Genomic DNA, 17,763 nt, shown 5'->3' with positions numbered 1-17,763 from the left:
CCCCGACGTCAAGCAATGGTATTCATTTGACCAGTAGGGAGAGCCGGGCTGACAGAGCCATTACTTTTTCGCCTCAGCGGTCGCGGGGCGCACATCAGGCTCCACCCTGACGAACCGCAGATCAAGGCTGAGCAGCCAGAACCATCCCAGGCTGACCGCAATCAGAATGAGGGAGATCCACCAAGGCCACGCACGAAACATGCGCTGAGTTTGCCGGGGAAACCGTTCCCCGCAAGCAGGATGTCCGTCCACCCCGAATTGGCACGGGGAGGAAGGTGCGGAAAATGTTTGCTTCTGCATTCCTTTCGCGCCATGAACATGAAACCGCGCCGCCTGCTTTGTCCTCATCACGTCCGCAAGTCCTCGTTGTCATTCCTGCGCGCTGGGGGTCCACCCGGTTCCCTGGCAAGCCTTTGCACCTCATCGCCGGAAAGCCGCTCGTCCAGCACGTCTGGGAGCGCTGTCTCCAGTGCCAACAGGTGGATCGCGTTGTGATCGCGACCGATGACGTGCGGATTGCTGACGCGGCCCGTCGTTTCAACGCCTTGGTGGTGATGACGGATCCGGACCATCCCAGCGGCACCGACCGGGTCGCGGAGACCGCCGCTTCCTTCCCCAATCATCAGGTGGTGATCAATGTCCAGGGAGATGAGCCCTTGATCTCCCCTGCCCTCATCGATGAACTGGCCCTGACGCTGGTGCAGGAGCCAAACGTGCCGATGATCACCGCAGCCGCCCCCATCGAGGATGCAGCCCTGCTTCAAGACGCCAATGTCGTGAAGGTGGTGCTCAACAACCGGCGCGATGCTCTGTACTTCTCCCGCTCGCTGCTTCCCTATCCGCGGAATCCCGATACCGGCATCGTCCACTACCGTCACCTCGGCATCTACGGCTTCCAGCGCGACTTCGTCTTCCAATTCGTGAACTGGCCGCCCTCGCTGCTGGAGCGCACCGAGTCCCTCGAACAGCTTCGCGCTCTGGAGAACGGAGCCTCCATCCGGGTCGTGCTCACCCACGAGACCTCTCCCGGCGTAGATACTCCTGAGCAGGCCATCGCCATCGAGAAAGCTTTACAGTCCTCTTAACACCCACATCCCACACACTCTCTCCTTAATGAAATACATCTTCGTCACCGGTGGCGTCGTCAGTTCGCTGGGCAAAGGCCTGGCCGCCGCCTCGCTCGGCACCCTGCTTGAGCACCGTGGATTGAAAGTGATCCTGCAAAAGTTCGATCCGTATCTGAACGTGGATCCCGGCACCATGAACCCGTACGAGCACGGCGAAGTGTACGTGCTGGATGACGGGGCCGAAACCGACCTCGACCTGGGCCACTACGAGCGCTTCACCAGCACCAATCTCTCCCGCCTCAACAACCTGACGAGCGGTCAGGTTTACACCAACGTCCTCGCCAAAGAACGCAGCGGTGCCTACCTGGGCAGCACGGTGCAGGTCATTCCGCATGTGACCAACGAGATCAAGGAGCGCATCCGCAAGGTCGCCCGTGAAATGACCGCTGACGTGATCATCACGGAAATCGGCGGCACCGTGGGGGACATCGAAGGCCTCCCCTTCCTTGAGGCCATCCGTCAGTTTGGTCAGGAAGTCGGGCCGGAGAACGTTCTCTACATTCACACGACGCTCATCATCTACATCCGCGCCGCGGGTGAGCTCAAGACCAAGCCCACCCAGCAGAGCATCGCCAAGCTGCGTGAGATCGGGATCAGCCCCGGCATTGTCCTCTGCCGTACCGAGATGCGTCTGGACCAGGACGTGAAGGACAAGATCTCCCTCTTCTGTAACGTCGAACCCGAAGCGGTCATCGAAGCCGCCGACGTGAAAAACTCGATCTACGAAGTGCCGCTCAAGCTGCATGAGGAAAAGCTGGACGACCTCGTCTGCAAGCTGCTCCACATCGAGACCAAGCAGCCTGATCTGGCCCGCTGGCGCAAGTTTGTGAACCGCGTCATCAACCCCACGCACCACGTGCGCATCGCGGTAGTGGGCAAGTACATCGAGCTGCAGGATGCCTACAAGAGCATCTATGAGGCCATCGTCCACGCCGGTGCCGGCAATGACGCCAAGGTCGAGGTCGTGCGGGTGGATGCTGAAGAGATCGAGAAAGGCGGCCCCGAGATGCACCTTGCAGGCATGCAAGGCATCCTGGTCCCAGGGGGCTTTGGAGATCGTGGCACGGAAGGCAAAATCACCGCCTGCAAGTACGCCCGCGAGTCCGGAATCCCCTACTTTGGCATCTGTCTCGGCATGCAGATCGCCGTCATCGAGTTCGCCCGCAACGTCTGCGGCTGGACGGACGCGAACAGCACCGAGTTCAACAAGACCACCACCCACCCGGTCGTGAATCTGCTGGAGGAGCAACAGCATGTCACCCAAAAGGGCGGCTCCATGCGACTGGGAGCCTGGGTCACTGACCTGGCGCCGAACACTAGAGCGTACGACCTGTACCACAGCGCGACCATCACCGAGCGCCATCGTCACCGCTACGAGTACAACTCCATCTACAAGGAGGAGATGGAATCCAAAGGCTTCATCATCAGCGGCATGTCTCCGGACGGCACGCTCGCGGAGATCATCGAACTGAAGGACCACCCGTTCTTCATGGCCTGCCAGTTCCACCCGGAACTACTCTCCAAGCCGAACCATCCGCACCCGATCTTCTACGGCTTCGTGCGGGCGGCGCTTCACCATCACGCCCCGATCGACTGAGGCCAGATCTCCCTCGGCAGATCTTGAATCCATCCACCCTCCTGTCCGCTTCATCGGCAGGAGGGTTTATTTTTGGCACCGAGCCGCGGCAGCAACGCTTTCCCATGCGCTGCGCTTTTCCCGGCGCGCTGGGATTTTTGCCTCGCCCCGTCTCCCTCGAATATGCATTAATGATACAACCAAACGCGAATTCCGACGGTTCTATCGGGGTCCGCGACCAGTCACAGACGTACTTTTCCCACATATGGCACAGGCAATCATGGATCCAGAGGAGGTGCGGCGCTTCGCGAAGGAGCTCAAGCGCTTCAATGACGACGTGCAGACCAAGGCCTCGGCTCTGAATGCCCGTTTTACCGCCCTGAGCGGTACCTGGCAGGATCAGGAGCATGAGAAGTTCGCCGAGGAATTCATCACCACGATGAAGGCGCTCAAAAAGTTCGTGGAGATCTCCGAGAAACACACACCGTTCCTCCTGCGGAAGGCACAACGCATCGAACAATACCTCGATCAACGTTAGGCTGCTGTCTGACTCATCATGGCTGATCAGGCAAAAATCACCTCACTCGACGCCCTCCAGAGCTTCCGGGCGCACCTCGTCATCTTCATCACGAAGGCCCGGCGCTCACTCGACCAGTCTGGCGATGAAGTCCGCCGTGCCCGGGCCTGGGTGCAGACGGAACAGCGCACGCATTGGGAGGGGCAGATCCGTCGACGCCGACGCATGCTGGAGCAGGCGGAAGGCGAACTCATGACTGCCCGCATGTCTGAGTTCGTGGACTCCCCTTCCCAGCAACAAGCCGCAGTCCGGAAAGCCAAGGCTGCCGTTGCTGAGGCCGAGCAGAAACTGGACCGGGTCAAGGCATGGAACCGGAACTTCGACAGCACCTTCGATCCGCATGTCCGGAAGATGGAAATGCTGCGGGACTATGTGGATCACGACCTGCCCAAAGCCGTCGCCTACCTGGATCAGGTTCAGAAGATTCTGGAGTCCTACCATCAGATGGGTGGCCCCGCCCCCTCCGGGCCGGGACCCGCCCTGCCGAGTTCAACGGAATCTGAACAACCCTCCTGAGGTTTTGTCCCTTAAGACGCCTCGTCCCATCTGGCGTTTTTGATTCTTTCCAGCCGCTTTTATTTCCTATCGCATGAGCACCCGCGTCAGCGCCTCCAACCTCGCCCAAGCCCTCCGTGAATTGACGGTGGAGTGGCAGCAAACCCGGTCCAGTTGGCGGGACCAAAAGGCCCTCGAATTTCAAGAACACTACCTGGAAAAACTTCCGCATCTGGTGACCCATGCGCGGAATGTCATGGAGGAGATGGACAATTTGCTTAGAAAGGTGAAAAACGACTGTGAGTAACGGGTTGGATCTCAGAGCCAGCCGGAGCGTCGAATTGCTCGACGCCCTGGAGAGCAAGGTGGCGGACTTCGCGAAACGCGAGGAGCAGTTGCAAAAAGAGCTGCGCACGCAGCGCAACACTGTCACACAGAAACATCAGGTCACCATCGATCAGGCGCAAAGCCGGCTGGATCAGGAAGTCGCCGAAGCCCAGGCCCATCTGGAGGCAGAGTCCTCCCGGCTCAAACGCGTCTATGAACGTCGTCGCGCCCGAGTGGAACGCTCTCATCTCGTCCTCACCCGGCATCTGCCCCGCCGCGTGCGGGAGGTGCGGGAGAGCTGGCTGGGGGAGCTGCAAATGCGCCGCTTCCGCCTGGAGCGCCAGCTGGAATCGTCCGGCGTGGTGAACCCGGAGTTCACGCGACGCCTGGCCACCTACCAGTCCCAGTTCACAGATCTTCTGCACAGCACGCGGGATGCCTTTGCGGGATCCAGCTCGTTCATCAACCTGATCCGCGTGCGTCGTAAAGCCCCGCTGCCGGGCCCCGTTCCCGCCGGCGAAGAAGCCGAGTGGCTCAACAACCTTCAGGCACATCTGGCGGCAGGTGAGAAACAGCTCGATGAGTTCAAGCAGTTTCCTCTGCCCAAGCTTTTCGCAAAGATTCCCCTCACCTTCTTTGCCCTCGGCATCATCCTGATTGGCTTGGCTGCCCTGTACGGCATGGGGCTCCACCCCAAAGACTACAGCGTCGTCGCGACCGGCTGCGCCGTGGCGTTTGCCTCCGTCTGGATCATTCACCTCATCGGCATGTCCAAGGTGAAGCCTCTCGCCCGGGAGCTGGCCGCATCCATCAAAGAAGCCCGCTTCCTGCAGGACAGCTGCCGGGCCACCGTGGACTCGCATACCCAGCAGGGGCGCGGAGCCCTGCAAGACGCGTTTGACCGTGAGGTGGCGGAGATCGAAGAGCAGAAGCTGCGTGCGGACGATGTGGCCCTGGAGTTCGAGGAGCGCACCAAGGCCAAACTCGCCGCCCAATATCCCCGTCTGCTGGAAAAGATTGACCTCACCCTTGCCTCACGTCTGGCACGGGTTGAGTCAGAGCAGTCCCACCGCATTGATTCCGTCACGCATACGGACTCCGCCAACATCTCCCAGCTGCGCGGAGCCCAGCAGGCCGATGTCGCCTCCCTGGAGGCTGGGGAAAATGCGCGCTGGCACCAGATCGAGGCCGAATGGAAGAGCGAAATCACGCCGATCTATGACGCCATCAGCCAGATGAACTCGGCGACCGCCGCCCGGTTCCCCCAGTGGCACCCGGGCTATGCGGAAGGCTGGAAGCCTCCGACGGATTTCACCCCGGCCACGCGATTTGCCCAGCTGGAGGTCGATCTGACGCGTCCGACCGCGACGCTGCCAAAGGATCCAAGACTCGCCCTTCCCGGGCCGTCGAAGCTTTCCATCCCGCTCTCGCTTTCCTTCCCCTATCAAGGCTCCCTCCTGTTTGAAACCAACGAACCGGGAGGCACCACCGCGATCGATGCGCTGAACAACATCATCCTCCGCCTCCTCGCCACCACCCCACCCGGCAAACTCAGCTTCACGATCATTGATCCTGTGGGACTGGGCCAGAGCTTTGCTGGCCTGATGCACCTCTCCGACTACGAGGAAACGCTCATCAACCGACGCATCTGGACCCAGCGCGATCAGATCGAGGAGCGCCTCGCGGAATTGAGCGAGCACATTGAGAAGGTCATCCAGATGTACCTTCGCAACGAGTACGCCACCATCACGGAGTACAACGAGCAAGCTGGCAGCGTGGCCGAGAAGTACCACTTCCTCGTCATCGCGGACTTCCCGGTGAACTTCAGCGAGACAGCAGCCAAGCGCCTCCAGAGCATCGCCACCAGCGGCCCACGCTGCGGTATCTATACGCTCATTCATTGGGACCAACGCCATCCTCTGCCCGATGGCTTCACGCCAGATGAACTGCGGCAGAACAGCATCTGCCTCCGCAAGGAGCGGAACGGGTTTGTGCTGGCGAATGACGTCGTGAAGAAGTCGGGAGCCACCCTTGTGTTCGACGCTCCTCCGAATCCCGATCTGGCCGTCCAGCTCGTGCATCGCATCGGGAAGAGCAGCATCGACTCCAACATCGTTCAGGTGCCGTTCTCCCAGATCGCACCGCCTCCGGGTGAGCTGTGGGCGGGTGAAACCACCAACGAGCTTCGTATCGCCATCGGGCGTACCGGAGCCACCAAGCTCCAGTACCTGGCCATCGGCAAAGGCACCCGGCAGCACGCCCTCTTCGCCGGCAAGACGGGTTCAGGGAAATCAACCCTCTTCCATGTCATCATCACCAACCTCGCGCTCACCTGTAGCCCGGAGGAGGTCGAGTTCTATCTCATCGACTTCAAAAAGGGCGTGGAGTTCAAGTGCTACGCTTCGAAGAAGCTTCCCCACGCGAAGGTCGTCGCCATTGAGAGTGATCGCGAGTTTGCCTTGAGCGTGCTCCAGCGCGTGGACGGCGAGCTGAAACGCCGCGGTGATATGTTCCGGAAACTGGGCGTGCAGGACGTCGCCGGCTACAAGCGCGCCGGCGGCACCGAGCCCATGCCGCGCTCCCTGTTGCTCATCGATGAGTTCCAGGAGTTCTTCGTGGACGATGACACCATCGCCCAGACCGCCTCTCTGCTCTTTGACCGCATCGTCCGTCAGGGCCGTGCCTTCGGCATTCATGTGCTGCTAGGCTCCCAGACCCTTGGCGGGGCCTATTCGCTGGCCCGCGCCACCCTGGGTCAGATGGTCATTCGCGTAGCCCTGCAGTGCAACGAGGCGGATGCCTATCTCATCATGGATGAGAACAATGCGGCTCCGCGCCTCCTCACCCGGCCCGGTGAAGGCATCTACAATGACGCCGCTGGGGCCATGGAAGGGAACAGTCCGTTCCAAGTCGTGTGGTTGGGAGATGATGAACGCGACGAGTGGCTCGACAAGGTCCACGATCTGGCCGTGGAACGTGGGCACGAGTACACCTCCCCGATTGTCTTCGAAGGCAATGCTCCCGCCGATCTCCGCGAGAACCAACTGCTTCGTTTTGCACTGGACACCAAGCCTGCCAATCAGCCCCTGGCTGGCAAGGCCTGGATGGGTGCCCCCAATTCCATCAAGGGCCCCACGGAGGCCGCCTTCCACCGTCAGAGTGGGAACCACCTGCTCATCGTCGGACAGCGGGACGAGGCAGCCCTCACCCTGCTGGGCACCTCCCTGCTTTCACTCGCCGCCCAGTACCCAGTGGGTGGGGCCAAGTTCGTGGTCCTCCACGGCTGCACCCCAGGCACAACCGAGTCCGACTTCATCGAGCGGGCCATTGCGGCGGTCCCCCATGAGATCACCGTCTCCCGCGGTCAGGATATCGGCGTCATCATGTCGGAACTGTCTGCCGAGATGAAGGCCCGCACCAGTGGTGAAGTCGAAGCCTCCCGCGCTCCGGCTGTCTTCCTGCTCATCCATGGCCTGCACAAGTACAAGAAGCTGCGCCAGGAGGATGACTTCAGCTTCTCCATGAGCAGCGACGACGAAGGCGGCGGAAACCCCGGCACCCAGTTTGTGGATCTTATCACGGAGGGCAGTCCGTTGGGCATGCACGTCCTGACTACCGTGGACACGTTCAACAACGTCAACCGCTCGCTGAGCCGCAAGGCGCTGAGCGAGTTTGAGATGCGCGTGGTCTTCCAGATGAGCGCCAATGACTCCGCCAGCCTCATCGACTCCCCTAAAGCCAGCAACCTGGGCCTGCACCGCGCGCTGTTCTACAATGAACACGAAGGCACGCTGGAGACCTTCCGCCCCTACGCCATGCCTGACGCGGGCTGGATCGAAGAGGCTGGGCAGAAGATGAAGTAGTCTTCCCTGCTGCCAAGGAACCATTAGAACCCGTCTCCGGAACACCGCCGGAGACGGGTTTTTCATTGTGCAGTAGCCCTCCTAATAAATAGATGTTGCCATTAGCATTATTTTTTCTTATCTTTATGGCGACTCATGAAACCCCTGCTAATCATCCTGGCGGCAGGGCTCTGGATCGGTACTTCCTCGGTATCGGCCCAGGTGCTCATTGCGAACGCCCTGGACCGAACTCCCTCGGAGACGGTCACTCAGACGACTCTGGTCGCAACAGTGGGCACCACCAACAGCGCCAATCTGGGCGCTGGATGGACTGCCTCCAACACCTTCGTCGGAGTCGCGTCCAGCCAGACGCTTACGATGAACCCGGGGATTGCAAATGACTCCGGAGGACTGTTTCAGATTGCCCAGGCCGGGGTGGCGGGGGTCGCAGGGAGCTTCTCAGCCACCAAAGCCTTTACGGGAATCACCCTGCTGGATAACACCACTTACAATCTCACCATCAGCGGCAACTCGTCGTCTACGGTCGCCATCCTCAGCGCACTGAACGTCAATATTCTGGTGAATGGAGGTGTCGTCTACCAAACCCCGACCAGCACCCTGCTTGGACTCTTGGACCAGACTGCCACGGAGTCCTTTGTCTTCAGTTTCACAACGGGTGACGTGGACAATGTCCAACCCGTCAACGTCCAGATCGCAGGCGGCACCCTGGTCGGAGCTCTTGGCCAAAGCGCCTCTCTCACCAAAATCAACTTGGCCGTCGCTCCTGTGCCGGAACCCGGTAGCCTGCTGCTCTTGTTCACGGGCATTGCCGCGATCATGCGGCGTCAGCGGCCACGGAGATAGGCGAGGCGGGCGTCAGTCCAAAGTAGACGCCCAACGCTTGGCGACGAAGTCGCTGTCGAGTGGGTGCGTGAATCGCTGCTTTCGCCTGCCGATTAGTCGTTCGCATCATTCGCTGCTGGGTCACCTATCTCTGGAGCACATACGCACCTCCACCGCTTAAAAGCGGAACTCAACCCTCTCCGTTCCGCCAGCAGGGTTGGAGTTCCGCTTTTATGCGGTCAGGAGACGAGTCCCCCAGGAGCTATCCACACCCTGCTACCCTCACTCAGGTTCGAGGAAGCTTCGCCGATCCACCAAAGCGGCGGTTCCCGCGCGCACTCCAAAGATGCTGCGCATCCAGGTGATGGCCGTACATTCATCTTGGACGAGATTCGGCTTCCAACATCGGAGGCGATGCTGCGTACCATCACCAGGACATCTCCTCCGCCTAAGCGCGCAACGCTTTGCCAGTGGGCGCGGCAACCGCCGCTTTTTCGGAGTTTGCAAGACACCACCACGACAAAAGCCGAGCAGGGCCGGTCTATCGAGACCATCTATCTCTCAACCCCCAGCATCACTCCGGAGCCGAGTACAAGATCCCGTGAACTTTTACCCGCTCGACATAGTGGGTCATGAGCACGCCACACGGCCAGGCCAGCAACTCAAACACCGCCACTGCCACCAACAGATTCCGAGCCGTCCGTCTCTCGCCATCCCGAGACAACGAACAAGCCAGAGCGAAGAGCATGATCGCCGCCGCGATCCCAACCACAAACCAGAAAAAGACATCCGGCAGTGGCTGATCGTCAAAGCCCCAGAAGACCTGCCGCAGCGGCACAAAAAACAGCAACAGCGCGATAGGAAGGAGCAAACTCACTCCCAAACCCGCGCCCACAAGCATCCACCGGCCAAGCCGGACACGTTGAGAGTTTGTCTCCATGGCACCAGATTCGACACTGGTGCCCCCTCTTCGCTCAAATCGGCCTTCGCCCTTTTCCCCTTCCGACTCATGCCCCGTCGCTTTGATCACGTTGACCTCCGAGTATCCAATCTGGCCAAGGTGCAGCCCTTTTATGAGACGCTGCTCCCAGCTCTTGGCTTCACCCGCGACGCGCAGATTGAAGACTGGCTCCAGTTTGAAGCCCCAGAGGGTCCAGTGACCGAATTCTTTGGCGTTACCGAATCTCCGAATCACCAGCCCAATGAGAACCGCATCGCGTTTTGGGCGGAGTCACCTGCAGAGGTGGACCGGCTGGGCGCGATCGCCGCGGCAGCAGGGGCCACTCACGTAGAAGGTCCCGGCTACGAGGCACTGCACTACTACGCGATCTTCTTTGAGGATCCGTGCGGCAATCGGCTCGAGATCTGCCACAGACTCCCGAGCTAAACGTCCCTTCCCCTACTTTTGTGCAGAGCCCAAAGTCTGGGCCTCTTTCCAACCGCCCCGCAGAACGTAGATGTCCTGCGAGCCCACTCGCTCTTTCAGGTATTGGCGAATCTTGCGACTCGCCTGGCAAGCCTCGCCACTACAGTACACCACGATCGGTTTGGCGTTGTCCTGCAGCTTCTCAAACAAATCAAACATGAGGCTGTCTGCTTCCTGTTCATTGAGCAACACCGCACCTGGGACGTGGCCTGCTTCGTAGTCGGTTCTCGGCCGGGCATCAATCCACAGCACCTCCCCCTTCCACTTCTCCTGCACGAGCGCCAGGGTCACCTCATCATCCGCCAGCCGCTCTTCCGCCACATACCAGGCCGGGGCGCGGGGATGCCATCGCTGGGTGGCGGCAGCAGCCGCCAGCGTCAGAGCCAGGATGACGATTGCTTGGGTGATCACCTTCATCATCTGTACCCGGTTACTTCGCTGCGGCCTTCTTCTTCTCTGCCAGTTCTGGACGCACAATATTGAAGAACGCCATCTGACGGCTGTACTTGGGGATCTTGCTGTCGGTCTCGATCTTCAATGCACCGATGGTCACATCGTTGGTCGAAGCAGGCTTCATGGTGATGACGTATTCGCGACCTGGCGTGACTTCTTTGGACTCAAAGGTCACATTCTCCCGGGTGGCGGACAGCTTGGTGATCTTCATCGGATCAGTGCCCGTCATTTTCACCACGAACGTCTTGGGCTCGGGTTTTTCGCCGACGGTCCACTCCAGAAGCTTGGGCTCAATGCTGATCACTTCAGGGACATCCAGCACGAAGTTCACCACCTTCTCTGGCTCCTGGTCGTCATCCGTGTGCAGGCGCAGCGACTTCTCATGACGCCCTGTGAAGCTGCTCACCTTGAACTTCGCCTTCCCTTTGCCCTTCTCCCCGGGAGCATATACCCGCTTGTCCAAGCTCGCTTCCAGACAGGAGCAGGTGCTCTCCAGCCGCACGATGGTGAGCGGTTTGCTGCCCGTGTTCTTAAACGTGAAGGTCTGCTCCACTTCATCATCCTCAGGGCGAGGTTTGAGCTCGATGGGCTCGTTGTCCACCACCAAACCGGCCTGTAGCCGGGCCGAGGCGAGGACAGTCAGTAAAAAGAGGCGGAGGGAAGTGCGCATGAGTACCTATAGTCTGACACGAGGAATTCGCCCAGTCCATGCGGTTTTCCGTGCGCTTGCATTGACGGGTGACCGATGCTGTCTAAACCTTGCCGCCCCATGGCGCGCGAACCTGCTCCGCTGAACTGGAAAAGCTTTATCCTTCTGCTCACCCTCGCCTTGGGGCTCGGGTCTCTGTATCGTTTCACCGATCTGGCGAAGAAGCCCATGCATACGGATGAGGCGATTCTGGCGCTAAAGACGCACGAGTACGCCCAGAGCCGCACCTTTGAGTACGATCCCAAGGACTACCACGGTCCCTTTTTGCATCACGCCGCAGATCTGGTCGGTCGCTGGCGGGGATGGGATCCCACGACGATGGAGGAGGGAGAGCTCCGCTGGGTGGTCGCCGTGTTCGGCCTGGCCTTGGTGCTTGTCCCCCTGCTGATGATCGACAGCCTGGGCCGTACGGGAGCCGTCGTCGCAGCCCTGCTGGCGGCGGTCTCGCCGATGCTGAACTACTACAGCCGCTACTATATTATGGAGGTGCCGTTCGTCGTCCAGACGGCCCTCTTCATCGCCTCCCTCTGGCGATGGTCGCAAAAGCGAAACGTGCTTTGGCTGCTGCTGGCTGGACTCTGCCTCGGGTTCATGCACGCCACGAAGGAGACCTTCGTCCTGAACCTGGCAGCCATGGCAGCCGCATGGGGCTTGGTGTCCATCCGCATCGGTTCCTTTGAGCCGCGGAACGCCCGCCTTTCATACGCTGGAGCCCGCCCCACCATTCCAGACTGGCTGGCCTGGCTGATTGTGGCCGCAGTCGCAGGGGTTACCTCCCTCTGGATGTTCTCAAACGGATTCCGCGAATGGCAGGGAGTGCACGACAGCATCGCCACCTACGACAGCTACCTGCGGCGCTCCGGAGGCAGCGGGCATGAAAAGCCCTGGCACTATTACATTCAGCTCATGACTTGGCGGAAGGACGGCTTCGTGTGGTCAGAAGCACTCATTCCGGCCCTGGGCTTGGTGGGTATTCTGGATGCCCTGCTGGACAAGCGGCGGAACAACAATGTCCGCGCTTTCCTGGTTTTCCTCTCGCTCTACGCGCTCATCCTGCTCGCGATCTACTCCATCATCCCCTACAAGACGCCGTGGTCGGTGATGGCGGTTCAGTACACCTTCGTCCTCCTGGCGGGGTTGGGCATGCGTCGGATCTTCCGCGCAGTGCAGGTCCCCTTGTTCAAGACCGTGCTGGTCATCCTTTTCGGTGCCGGTATCTACCACCTGTGCAGTCAGACGAACCTCGCCACGGACTACGCCTTCCCCGGTGCCACCCGCTATGCGGCGGATAGCCGGAACCCCTACGTCTATTCCCACACCACGACGAACTTGCTGGCGCTCTCCAAGCGCATTCATGAACTGGCCGCCCGCCATCCTGCAGGGAAATCCACTCCTGTGCAGATCATTCAGGCGGAACACGGCTGGCCCCTCCCTTGGTACCTGCGTGATCTCACCCAAGTCGGCTACCAAGACCAGATCCCAGCCAAGTTGGAAGCACCCATCATCGTCACTGACAAAGAGCGGGGCGATGAGGTCCGGGGGCACCTTCAAGGCGAATACAACGCCAGCGACTATGGACTGCGCCCGGGAGTGATGCTGACGCTCCTGGTGGAAAAGCACCTTTGGGAAGCCTACCTGAATCCTGATCTCCCAGCAGTTCCCCCGTCCAAAGCGGAGCTTGTAGAGGATGAGCAGACCGCGCCTCCCGCGCCAGCCTCTCTGCCCGTCCTTCCGCCCGGCGAAGCCTCCGACAGCACTCACCTCGCGGCCCCCAGCACCCCTGAGGCCACACTCCGCCCCCTTCCTGTACCCACCGGGCGGACCGGCCCTCTGCCTGTGGCCCTCTCCCCGGCTCTCGCGACGCCGACTCAGCCCGCCCTAGGTGATGGCCTGGTGCGCAAGGCCGAACCCGTACCTGAGATTCCCCCGGAAGGCGAAGCCGCCCCCAAGCCCAAGCGCTCCAAAAGATCCCGTCAATGACGCCCCTCTACCGCGCCCGCCATGAGGCGATGGCCACTGAATTCGAAATCATCATCGCCCAGGACGACGTTGATGCGGCTTATGCTGGCAATGTGGCGGATGCGGTCTTCGCGGAGATCGACCGGCTGGAGGATGAACTGAGTCGCTTCCGCCCCATGAGTGACATCTGGCGGGTGAACCACCTCCGGAAGGGCGAGCGGGCCCCCGTCGGGCTTGCTGCCTCAGACTGCCTGGCTCTGGCCAAAGCAGTGCATGCCGAGACCAACGGTGCCTTCGATATCACGATCGGACCGCTGATGAAGATCTTCCGCAACGGCGACGGCACCCCGCGGACGCCCTCCGAAGAGGAAGTGGAGTTCGCCCGGCAGCGGGTGGGCATCCATGTCTTCGACCTCGATGAGGCCGGCTTCGTCACCTCCCACGTGGACTATCCTCTCCTGGATCTGGGTGCCGTGGGTAAAGGCTATGCCCTAGACCAAGTGGTGACTGTGCTGGAAGACTGGAGCATTCAGAACGTGCTGCTGAACGCAGGTGACAGCAGCATCCTGGCGATAGGTGCCCCCCCTGGGGATGTGGGCTGGGTCGTCAGCGTGGGTGGGGAGAACAAGATCCCCCTTCGGCTCACGGATCGCGCCGTGAGTGGCAGTGGCTTTCAGGTGAAGGGCAACCACATCATGAATCCCCGCACGTACCTCCCCATGCCCGTGCGGAAAGAGCGCGTCTGGGCGAGCGCCCCCACCGCAGCACTGTCGGATGCGCTATCGACCGCCTTTGCTGTGATGACCCGCCAGGAGACCACGGCCTTCTGTGCGAGGCATCAGGAAGTGGAAGCCATCTGGGAATAGCGGCCGCCTGCTCCCGCATGGTCACCCCCTCCCTATATAGATAGGGAATAGACAATCGCGGTGTCACGTGCCCCGCTCAATCCTGGCGCTCGACGCCGACCATCTTCAAGATCAGGTCAGGTCCAAATTCTCGGCCGATCCGTCGGAAATCCTCTGCGTTGCCTCCCGAAATTACCGAGACCCAAAAATTTCACTTTTTTGGGTCTCCCCTGCCCTGATTCCACCCTTTCATTTTTGAAAGGCGGATCCAATGAAACTCTCACCGGCCGGGATTCCACGCCAAGCCCTGATTTTTCGGGCTCTGGGACAAATTTTTTAAAGACGATCCGGTTCGGAAAATGAGGTCCACTCAATATTGAAACTTCATACTCTCAGGACCGGATTTTGAAAATTATTGGATTTGCAGTATATTTTTTGAAAAAGGTCGCGTTTTTGCTTGATATTTTGCAGCCATTGACTATAAAATGGCGTGTGCCCTCAACAAACAGGGGGAATTACCAGTGTGGTTTTTAGAAAAATATCTTGTAATTCTATGTACTTAGAAGGTATAGTAATCTCAACACCACGACGTTCAGGCTTTGCAAACCTTTAATTCCTCATCACTCATGGCAACTCCCGTATCCAAAGCAGCCAACCTTAGCGATCCTGGCAAACTCGCGGACTTCATCCTTTTTAGTCAGCGGGAATTCCTGCTGAACCTCTCCAAGGATCTCAGCCGCGGCAATGTATCTTTCGCCCAGTTCTACCTGATGAGCTACCTCAGCACATCCAAGGAACTGACCATGACCGACATCGCCCGCAAGATGGGCCACTCCACCGCCGCTGCCACCGGTCTTGTCGACCGTCTGGAGAAGCTCGGCTACGTGGAACGCATGCATGCTGCTGACGACCGTCGCAAGGTGCTCGTTCGCATCACTCAAAAGGGCGTGGATCTCGTGGGCAAGCTTCGTGGCGCCCTGCAGGATCGTGTGGCCGAGGCCATGACCATCTCCAACAGCCCTGACATGAGTTCCTTCGTGGGCACGATCAGCGGCGCGGAAACGGCCCAGGCCCGCTAGTCCTCTGGCTGGCTGGTGCATGACTCGAACAAAGGTTGTTTACCACAACCCTGTAAAAAAAGCGGAGCTCACGCTCCGCTTTTTTCGTGTCGGCATTCAACTCGGTCGATTGATCGAGATGGTAAGCGCGGATAGGCGCGGTTACTTCGCGGAGAGGAACTCCACGGCACCGGTGTCCAGGTCGTAGTGAGCGCCCACCACCTTCACCTTCCCTGCCGCGACTTTCTCTTTCAAGATCGGTCCGGAGTTTTCCAGAGCCTTCACGACGTTCAGAACATTGGCTTTCGCGGTCGTTTCCGCATCGGCGTTGGCCGTGGCGATGACCGCTGGCTCAATCGCTTTCACCAGAGACTGCACATGCCCCGGAGCTTCCCCCTTGGCGGCCACCGTCTCACGCGCAGCCTTCACGGCTCCGCAACGCTCATGGCCAAGCACTACGATCAACGGGCTGCCCAAGTGCTCCACACCGTACTCGATGCTGCCCAGAAGCTCGTCGTTCAGCACATTGCCCGCAACACGGACCACGAACAGATCCCCAAGCCCCTGATCGAACACCACCTCAGGAGCGGTGCGGGAGTCCGCGCAGCCCAACACAATGGCGAAGGGATGCTGCCCAGTCGCCAACTGTGTGCGCCACTTTGGCGTCAGGTGGGGATGCTCCGGCTTGTTGGCCACAAAGTGATTGTTGCCGTCCTTCAGGCGCTGCAATGCCTGCTCAGGAGTGGGCTGGGATTCATCTGGAGCGTGAGCCGCAGCGTCTGTCTTGGCAGGCGCTTGATCAGCAGTAAACGCGGACGTTGCAAGCGCCCCACTGCCAAGCAAGGCGGCGGCGAAAAGAGCACGATGAATTTTCATATTGGGATCAGATTGGACTGGGAGCACAACAGGGATGGCGCGGTGGGCAGCAGCCTTTACGCCATCGTCTATTGTACCTACCTGTGCTTTTTGATCCGTGGCAGTTTGTGACAGTTCTGACAGATTTATGTCAGAGTACCGCCGTCACTCCACCTTCCCCCCAGGCCGGTTGCCGGTGGGAGACCGCTTCGTGAGGGAGTCCCCTAGATCCGCCCTCATGCCCTCCGCGAGCTTTTCCAGCTCCGCCACCACCTCAGGATGGGTCGCCGCCACATCGGTTCGCTCGCCAATATCCGCCACCACATCATACAGCTCAGCCTTCTCCAGCTTGCGCTGTTCGTAGTTTGCCGGCACTCCTTCCGTGCCACCGGGCCGACCATTCAGCGTGCGGTAGCTGTGCGGCAGGTAGAGCTTCCAGCGCCCCTTCATCACGGCCTGGAGTTCGTTGTCGTTGTAATAGAAGTAGTAGGCTTCATGCGGATTCTTCGCCCCGTCTGCGGCGGCGAGCAGCGGCCAGATGTCACGCCCGTCGATCTTGTGCTCAGGCAGCTTGCTCCCTGTCAGAGCCGCGACGGTAGGGAGGATGTCGATGGTCATGGCGGGCTCCGTCACGACCTTGCCAGCAGGGATCTTGCCCGGCCAGCGTGCGACGAAGGGCTCCCTCACCCCACCTTCCCAGACGGTGCCCTTGCCTTCTCTCAGAGGACCGGCTGAGCCCGAATGCGTACCATAGCTGAGCCATGGACCGTTGTCGGAAGTGAAGAGCACCAGGGTGTTTTCATCCAACCCATTGTCCTTCAGGGCCTTCAGCACCTCGCCTACCGACCAGTCGATCTCTTCGATCACGTCGCCATAAACGCCATTTGCCGACTTGCCCTTGTACTTGTCGCTCACAAAGAGCGGCACGTGCGGCATGCTGTGCGCCAGGTAGAGGAAGAACGGCTTGTCCTTGTTGGTGGTGATGAACTTCACCGCCCGCTGGGTGTACCAAGTCGTCAGTCGGGGCTGCTCCGCCGCAGTCACCTCCGGCAGGACGATCCGGTCCCCATCCACCAGCGGCAGCACAGGGAAGTCGCGACGCTTCTTGCGCTGCTCTGGGTTCAGGTTCACCAACTCCGGGTGGTACGGCCACATGTCGTTGGAGTACGGCAGGCCGAGATATTCATCGAACCCATGATGAACGGGCAGAAACTGGGGAGAATCCCCCAGGTGCCACTTGCCGAACGCGGCCGTGGCGTAGCCCTGCTGCTTGACCACTTCCGCCAGGGTCATTTCCTCCTTGCTGATGCCTACCTTGGCACCCGGCCCCAGCGCCCCTTTGATCCCCACACGGTTGGGGTAACATCCTGTCATGAGCCCCATGCGTGATGCAGAGCAAACGGGCTGCGCGACGTAGAAGCGTTCAAACTTCACGCCCTCAGCCGCCATGCGATCCAAGTTCGGCGTTGTCTGCCCTTTGGCCCCAAAGCAGCTCAAGTCACCATACCCCAAGTCATCCGCGAAGATCACGACAATATTGGGCGATCCAGGAGCAGCGGCGGTGGCCGTGGCCCCATGAATGCTGCACCATGCACCTGCCAGGGCGGCGGCATATCGGATCGATCCAAAGAGTAGTTTCATAGCGGAGACTTGAGGTGAGGGTGAGGAATA

The 17,763-nt window shown here is 60.0% G+C and carries 17 protein-coding genes; 11 read left to right on the top strand and 6 right to left on the bottom strand.

Going from position 1 to position 17,763, the window contains the following annotated elements; all coding sequences use genetic code 11:
* Nucleotides 1-60: 60 nt before the first annotated feature.
* A complete protein-coding gene (locus tag BV106_RS38745; protein WP_009961479.1) occupies nucleotides 61-201 on the bottom strand; it encodes a hypothetical protein in 141 nt (46 codons plus the stop codon).
* 137 nt (nucleotides 202-338) lie between these two features.
* Here BV106_RS38745 and kdsB point away from each other — a divergent pair, with 137 nt between their 5' ends.
* From kdsB to BV106_RS20900, 7 genes are all read left to right on the top strand, one after another.
* Complete coding sequence (gene kdsB / locus BV106_RS20930) at nucleotides 339-1,085, top strand: 3-deoxy-manno-octulosonate cytidylyltransferase (protein WP_038167945.1); 747 nt, start codon at nucleotides 339-341, stop codon at nucleotides 1,083-1,085.
* A gap of 28 nt (nucleotides 1,086-1,113) precedes the next feature.
* Nucleotides 1,114-2,724 carry a CTP synthase gene (locus BV106_RS20925; protein ID WP_038167843.1) on the top strand — a complete coding sequence of 537 codons (1,611 nt, stop codon included), beginning with the start codon at nucleotides 1,114-1,116 and terminating at the stop codon, nucleotides 2,722-2,724.
* 244 nt (nucleotides 2,725-2,968) lie between these two features.
* A complete protein-coding gene (locus BV106_RS20920) occupies nucleotides 2,969-3,241 on the top strand; it encodes a WXG100 family type VII secretion target (RefSeq protein WP_038167841.1) in 273 nt (90 codons plus the stop codon).
* Nucleotides 3,242-3,259: 18 nt separating this feature from the next.
* Nucleotides 3,260-3,796 carry a hypothetical protein gene (locus BV106_RS20915; protein ID WP_038167838.1) on the top strand — a complete coding sequence of 179 codons (537 nt, stop codon included), beginning with the start codon at nucleotides 3,260-3,262 and terminating at the stop codon, nucleotides 3,794-3,796.
* A gap of 73 nt (nucleotides 3,797-3,869) precedes the next feature.
* Nucleotides 3,870-4,082 (top strand): hypothetical protein, encoded by a 213-nt coding sequence (locus tag BV106_RS20910; protein WP_009961474.1) that lies wholly within the window; start codon nucleotides 3,870-3,872, stop codon nucleotides 4,080-4,082.
* A complete protein-coding gene (locus tag BV106_RS20905; protein ID WP_038167836.1) occupies nucleotides 4,075-7,965 on the top strand; it encodes an FtsK/SpoIIIE domain-containing protein in 3,891 nt (1,296 codons plus the stop codon). The genes BV106_RS20910 and BV106_RS20905 overlap by 8 nt, the downstream gene beginning before the upstream one ends.
* A 135-nt stretch (nucleotides 7,966-8,100) precedes the next feature.
* Complete coding sequence (locus BV106_RS20900; RefSeq protein WP_038167833.1) at nucleotides 8,101-8,808, top strand: PEP-CTERM sorting domain-containing protein; 708 nt, start codon at nucleotides 8,101-8,103, stop codon at nucleotides 8,806-8,808.
* 553 nt (nucleotides 8,809-9,361) lie between these two features.
* Here BV106_RS20900 and BV106_RS20895 read toward each other — a convergent pair.
* Nucleotides 9,362-9,727 carry a hypothetical protein gene (locus BV106_RS20895; RefSeq protein WP_038167831.1) on the bottom strand — a complete coding sequence of 122 codons (366 nt, stop codon included), beginning with the start codon at nucleotides 9,725-9,727 and terminating at the stop codon, nucleotides 9,362-9,364.
* Nucleotides 9,728-9,796: 69 nt separating this feature from the next.
* Here BV106_RS20895 and BV106_RS20890 point away from each other — a divergent pair, with 69 nt between their 5' ends.
* Entirely contained in the window at nucleotides 9,797-10,174 is a 378-nt protein-coding gene (locus BV106_RS20890) for a VOC family protein (RefSeq protein WP_038167829.1), read from the top strand.
* Nucleotides 10,175-10,186: 12 nt separating this feature from the next.
* Here the strand turns inward: BV106_RS20890 and BV106_RS35975 are convergent, their stop codons facing one another.
* Both BV106_RS35975 and BV106_RS20880 read right to left on the bottom strand, forming a co-directional pair.
* Nucleotides 10,187-10,633 carry a rhodanese-like domain-containing protein gene (locus tag BV106_RS35975; protein ID WP_051946124.1) on the bottom strand — a complete coding sequence of 149 codons (447 nt, stop codon included), beginning with the start codon at nucleotides 10,631-10,633 and terminating at the stop codon, nucleotides 10,187-10,189.
* Nucleotides 10,634-10,643: 10 nt separating this feature from the next.
* On the bottom strand, nucleotides 10,644-11,336 hold the full coding sequence (locus BV106_RS20880) for a DUF1573 domain-containing protein (protein WP_038167826.1): 693 nt from the start codon (nucleotides 11,334-11,336) through the stop codon (nucleotides 10,644-10,646).
* A gap of 99 nt (nucleotides 11,337-11,435) precedes the next feature.
* Here BV106_RS20880 and BV106_RS20875 point away from each other — a divergent pair, with 99 nt between their 5' ends.
* The 3 genes from BV106_RS20875 to BV106_RS20865 all read left to right on the top strand — a co-directional run bounded on the left by BV106_RS20875 (nucleotide 11,436) and on the right by BV106_RS20865 (nucleotide 15,258).
* A complete protein-coding gene (locus tag BV106_RS20875) occupies nucleotides 11,436-13,355 on the top strand; it encodes a flippase activity-associated protein Agl23 (RefSeq protein WP_038167823.1) in 1,920 nt (639 codons plus the stop codon).
* A complete protein-coding gene (locus BV106_RS20870; RefSeq protein WP_038167821.1) occupies nucleotides 13,352-14,200 on the top strand; it encodes an FAD:protein FMN transferase in 849 nt (282 codons plus the stop codon). The genes BV106_RS20875 and BV106_RS20870 overlap by 4 nt, the downstream gene beginning before the upstream one ends.
* A gap of 605 nt (nucleotides 14,201-14,805) precedes the next feature.
* Nucleotides 14,806-15,258, top strand: a complete 453-nt coding sequence (locus BV106_RS20865; RefSeq protein ID WP_038167820.1) for a MarR family transcriptional regulator — start codon at nucleotides 14,806-14,808, stop codon at nucleotides 15,256-15,258.
* A 141-nt stretch (nucleotides 15,259-15,399) separates the two neighbouring features.
* Here BV106_RS20865 and BV106_RS20860 read toward each other — a convergent pair whose 3' ends face one another.
* Both BV106_RS20860 and BV106_RS20855 read right to left on the bottom strand, forming a co-directional pair.
* Nucleotides 15,400-16,113, bottom strand: a complete 714-nt coding sequence (locus BV106_RS20860; RefSeq protein ID WP_038167817.1) for a carbonic anhydrase — start codon at nucleotides 16,111-16,113, stop codon at nucleotides 15,400-15,402.
* Nucleotides 16,114-16,257: 144 nt separating this feature from the next.
* Nucleotides 16,258-17,733: a sulfatase gene (locus BV106_RS20855; RefSeq protein ID WP_038167816.1), complete on the bottom strand. Its 1,476-nt coding sequence runs from the start codon at nucleotides 17,731-17,733 to the stop codon at nucleotides 16,258-16,260.
* Between the last annotated feature and the right edge of the window lie 30 nt (nucleotides 17,734-17,763).

Origin of the sequence: Verrucomicrobium sp. BvORR106 (assembly GCF_000739655.1) — a bacterium.
GTDB lineage: Bacteria > Verrucomicrobiota > Verrucomicrobiia > Verrucomicrobiales > Verrucomicrobiaceae > Verrucomicrobium.
The sequence above is the reverse complement of the archived record's forward strand: the minus strand, read 5'-3'. Positions and strand labels throughout refer to the sequence as shown.

Coding starts and splice junctions, on each gene's coding strand:
- BV106_RS20920 (WP_038167841.1), top strand. CDS start 2,969: ATGGCACAGGCAATCATGGATCCAGAGGAGGTGCGGCGCTTCGCGAAG.
- BV106_RS20855 (WP_038167816.1), bottom strand. CDS start 17,733: ATGAAACTACTCTTTGGATCGATCCGATATGCCGCCGCCCTGGCAGGT.
- BV106_RS20915 (WP_038167838.1), top strand. CDS start 3,260: ATGGCTGATCAGGCAAAAATCACCTCACTCGACGCCCTCCAGAGCTTC.
- BV106_RS35975 (WP_051946124.1), bottom strand. CDS start 10,633: ATGATGAAGGTGATCACCCAAGCAATCGTCATCCTGGCTCTGACGCTG.
- BV106_RS20910 (WP_009961474.1), top strand. CDS start 3,870: ATGAGCACCCGCGTCAGCGCCTCCAACCTCGCCCAAGCCCTCCGTGAA.
- BV106_RS20865 (WP_038167820.1), top strand. CDS start 14,806: ATGGCAACTCCCGTATCCAAAGCAGCCAACCTTAGCGATCCTGGCAAA.
- BV106_RS20875 (WP_038167823.1), top strand. CDS start 11,436: ATGGCGCGCGAACCTGCTCCGCTGAACTGGAAAAGCTTTATCCTTCTG.
- BV106_RS20900 (WP_038167833.1), top strand. CDS start 8,101: ATGAAACCCCTGCTAATCATCCTGGCGGCAGGGCTCTGGATCGGTACT.
- BV106_RS20860 (WP_038167817.1), bottom strand. CDS start 16,113: ATGAAAATTCATCGTGCTCTTTTCGCCGCCGCCTTGCTTGGCAGTGGG.
- BV106_RS20880 (WP_038167826.1), bottom strand. CDS start 11,336: ATGCGCACTTCCCTCCGCCTCTTTTTACTGACTGTCCTCGCCTCGGCC.
- BV106_RS38745 (WP_009961479.1), bottom strand. CDS start 201: ATGTTTCGTGCGTGGCCTTGGTGGATCTCCCTCATTCTGATTGCGGTC.
- BV106_RS20895 (WP_038167831.1), bottom strand. CDS start 9,727: ATGGAGACAAACTCTCAACGTGTCCGGCTTGGCCGGTGGATGCTTGTG.
- BV106_RS20870 (WP_038167821.1), top strand. CDS start 13,352: ATGACGCCCCTCTACCGCGCCCGCCATGAGGCGATGGCCACTGAATTC.
- BV106_RS20925 (WP_038167843.1), top strand. CDS start 1,114: ATGAAATACATCTTCGTCACCGGTGGCGTCGTCAGTTCGCTGGGCAAA.
- BV106_RS20890 (WP_038167829.1), top strand. CDS start 9,797: ATGCCCCGTCGCTTTGATCACGTTGACCTCCGAGTATCCAATCTGGCC.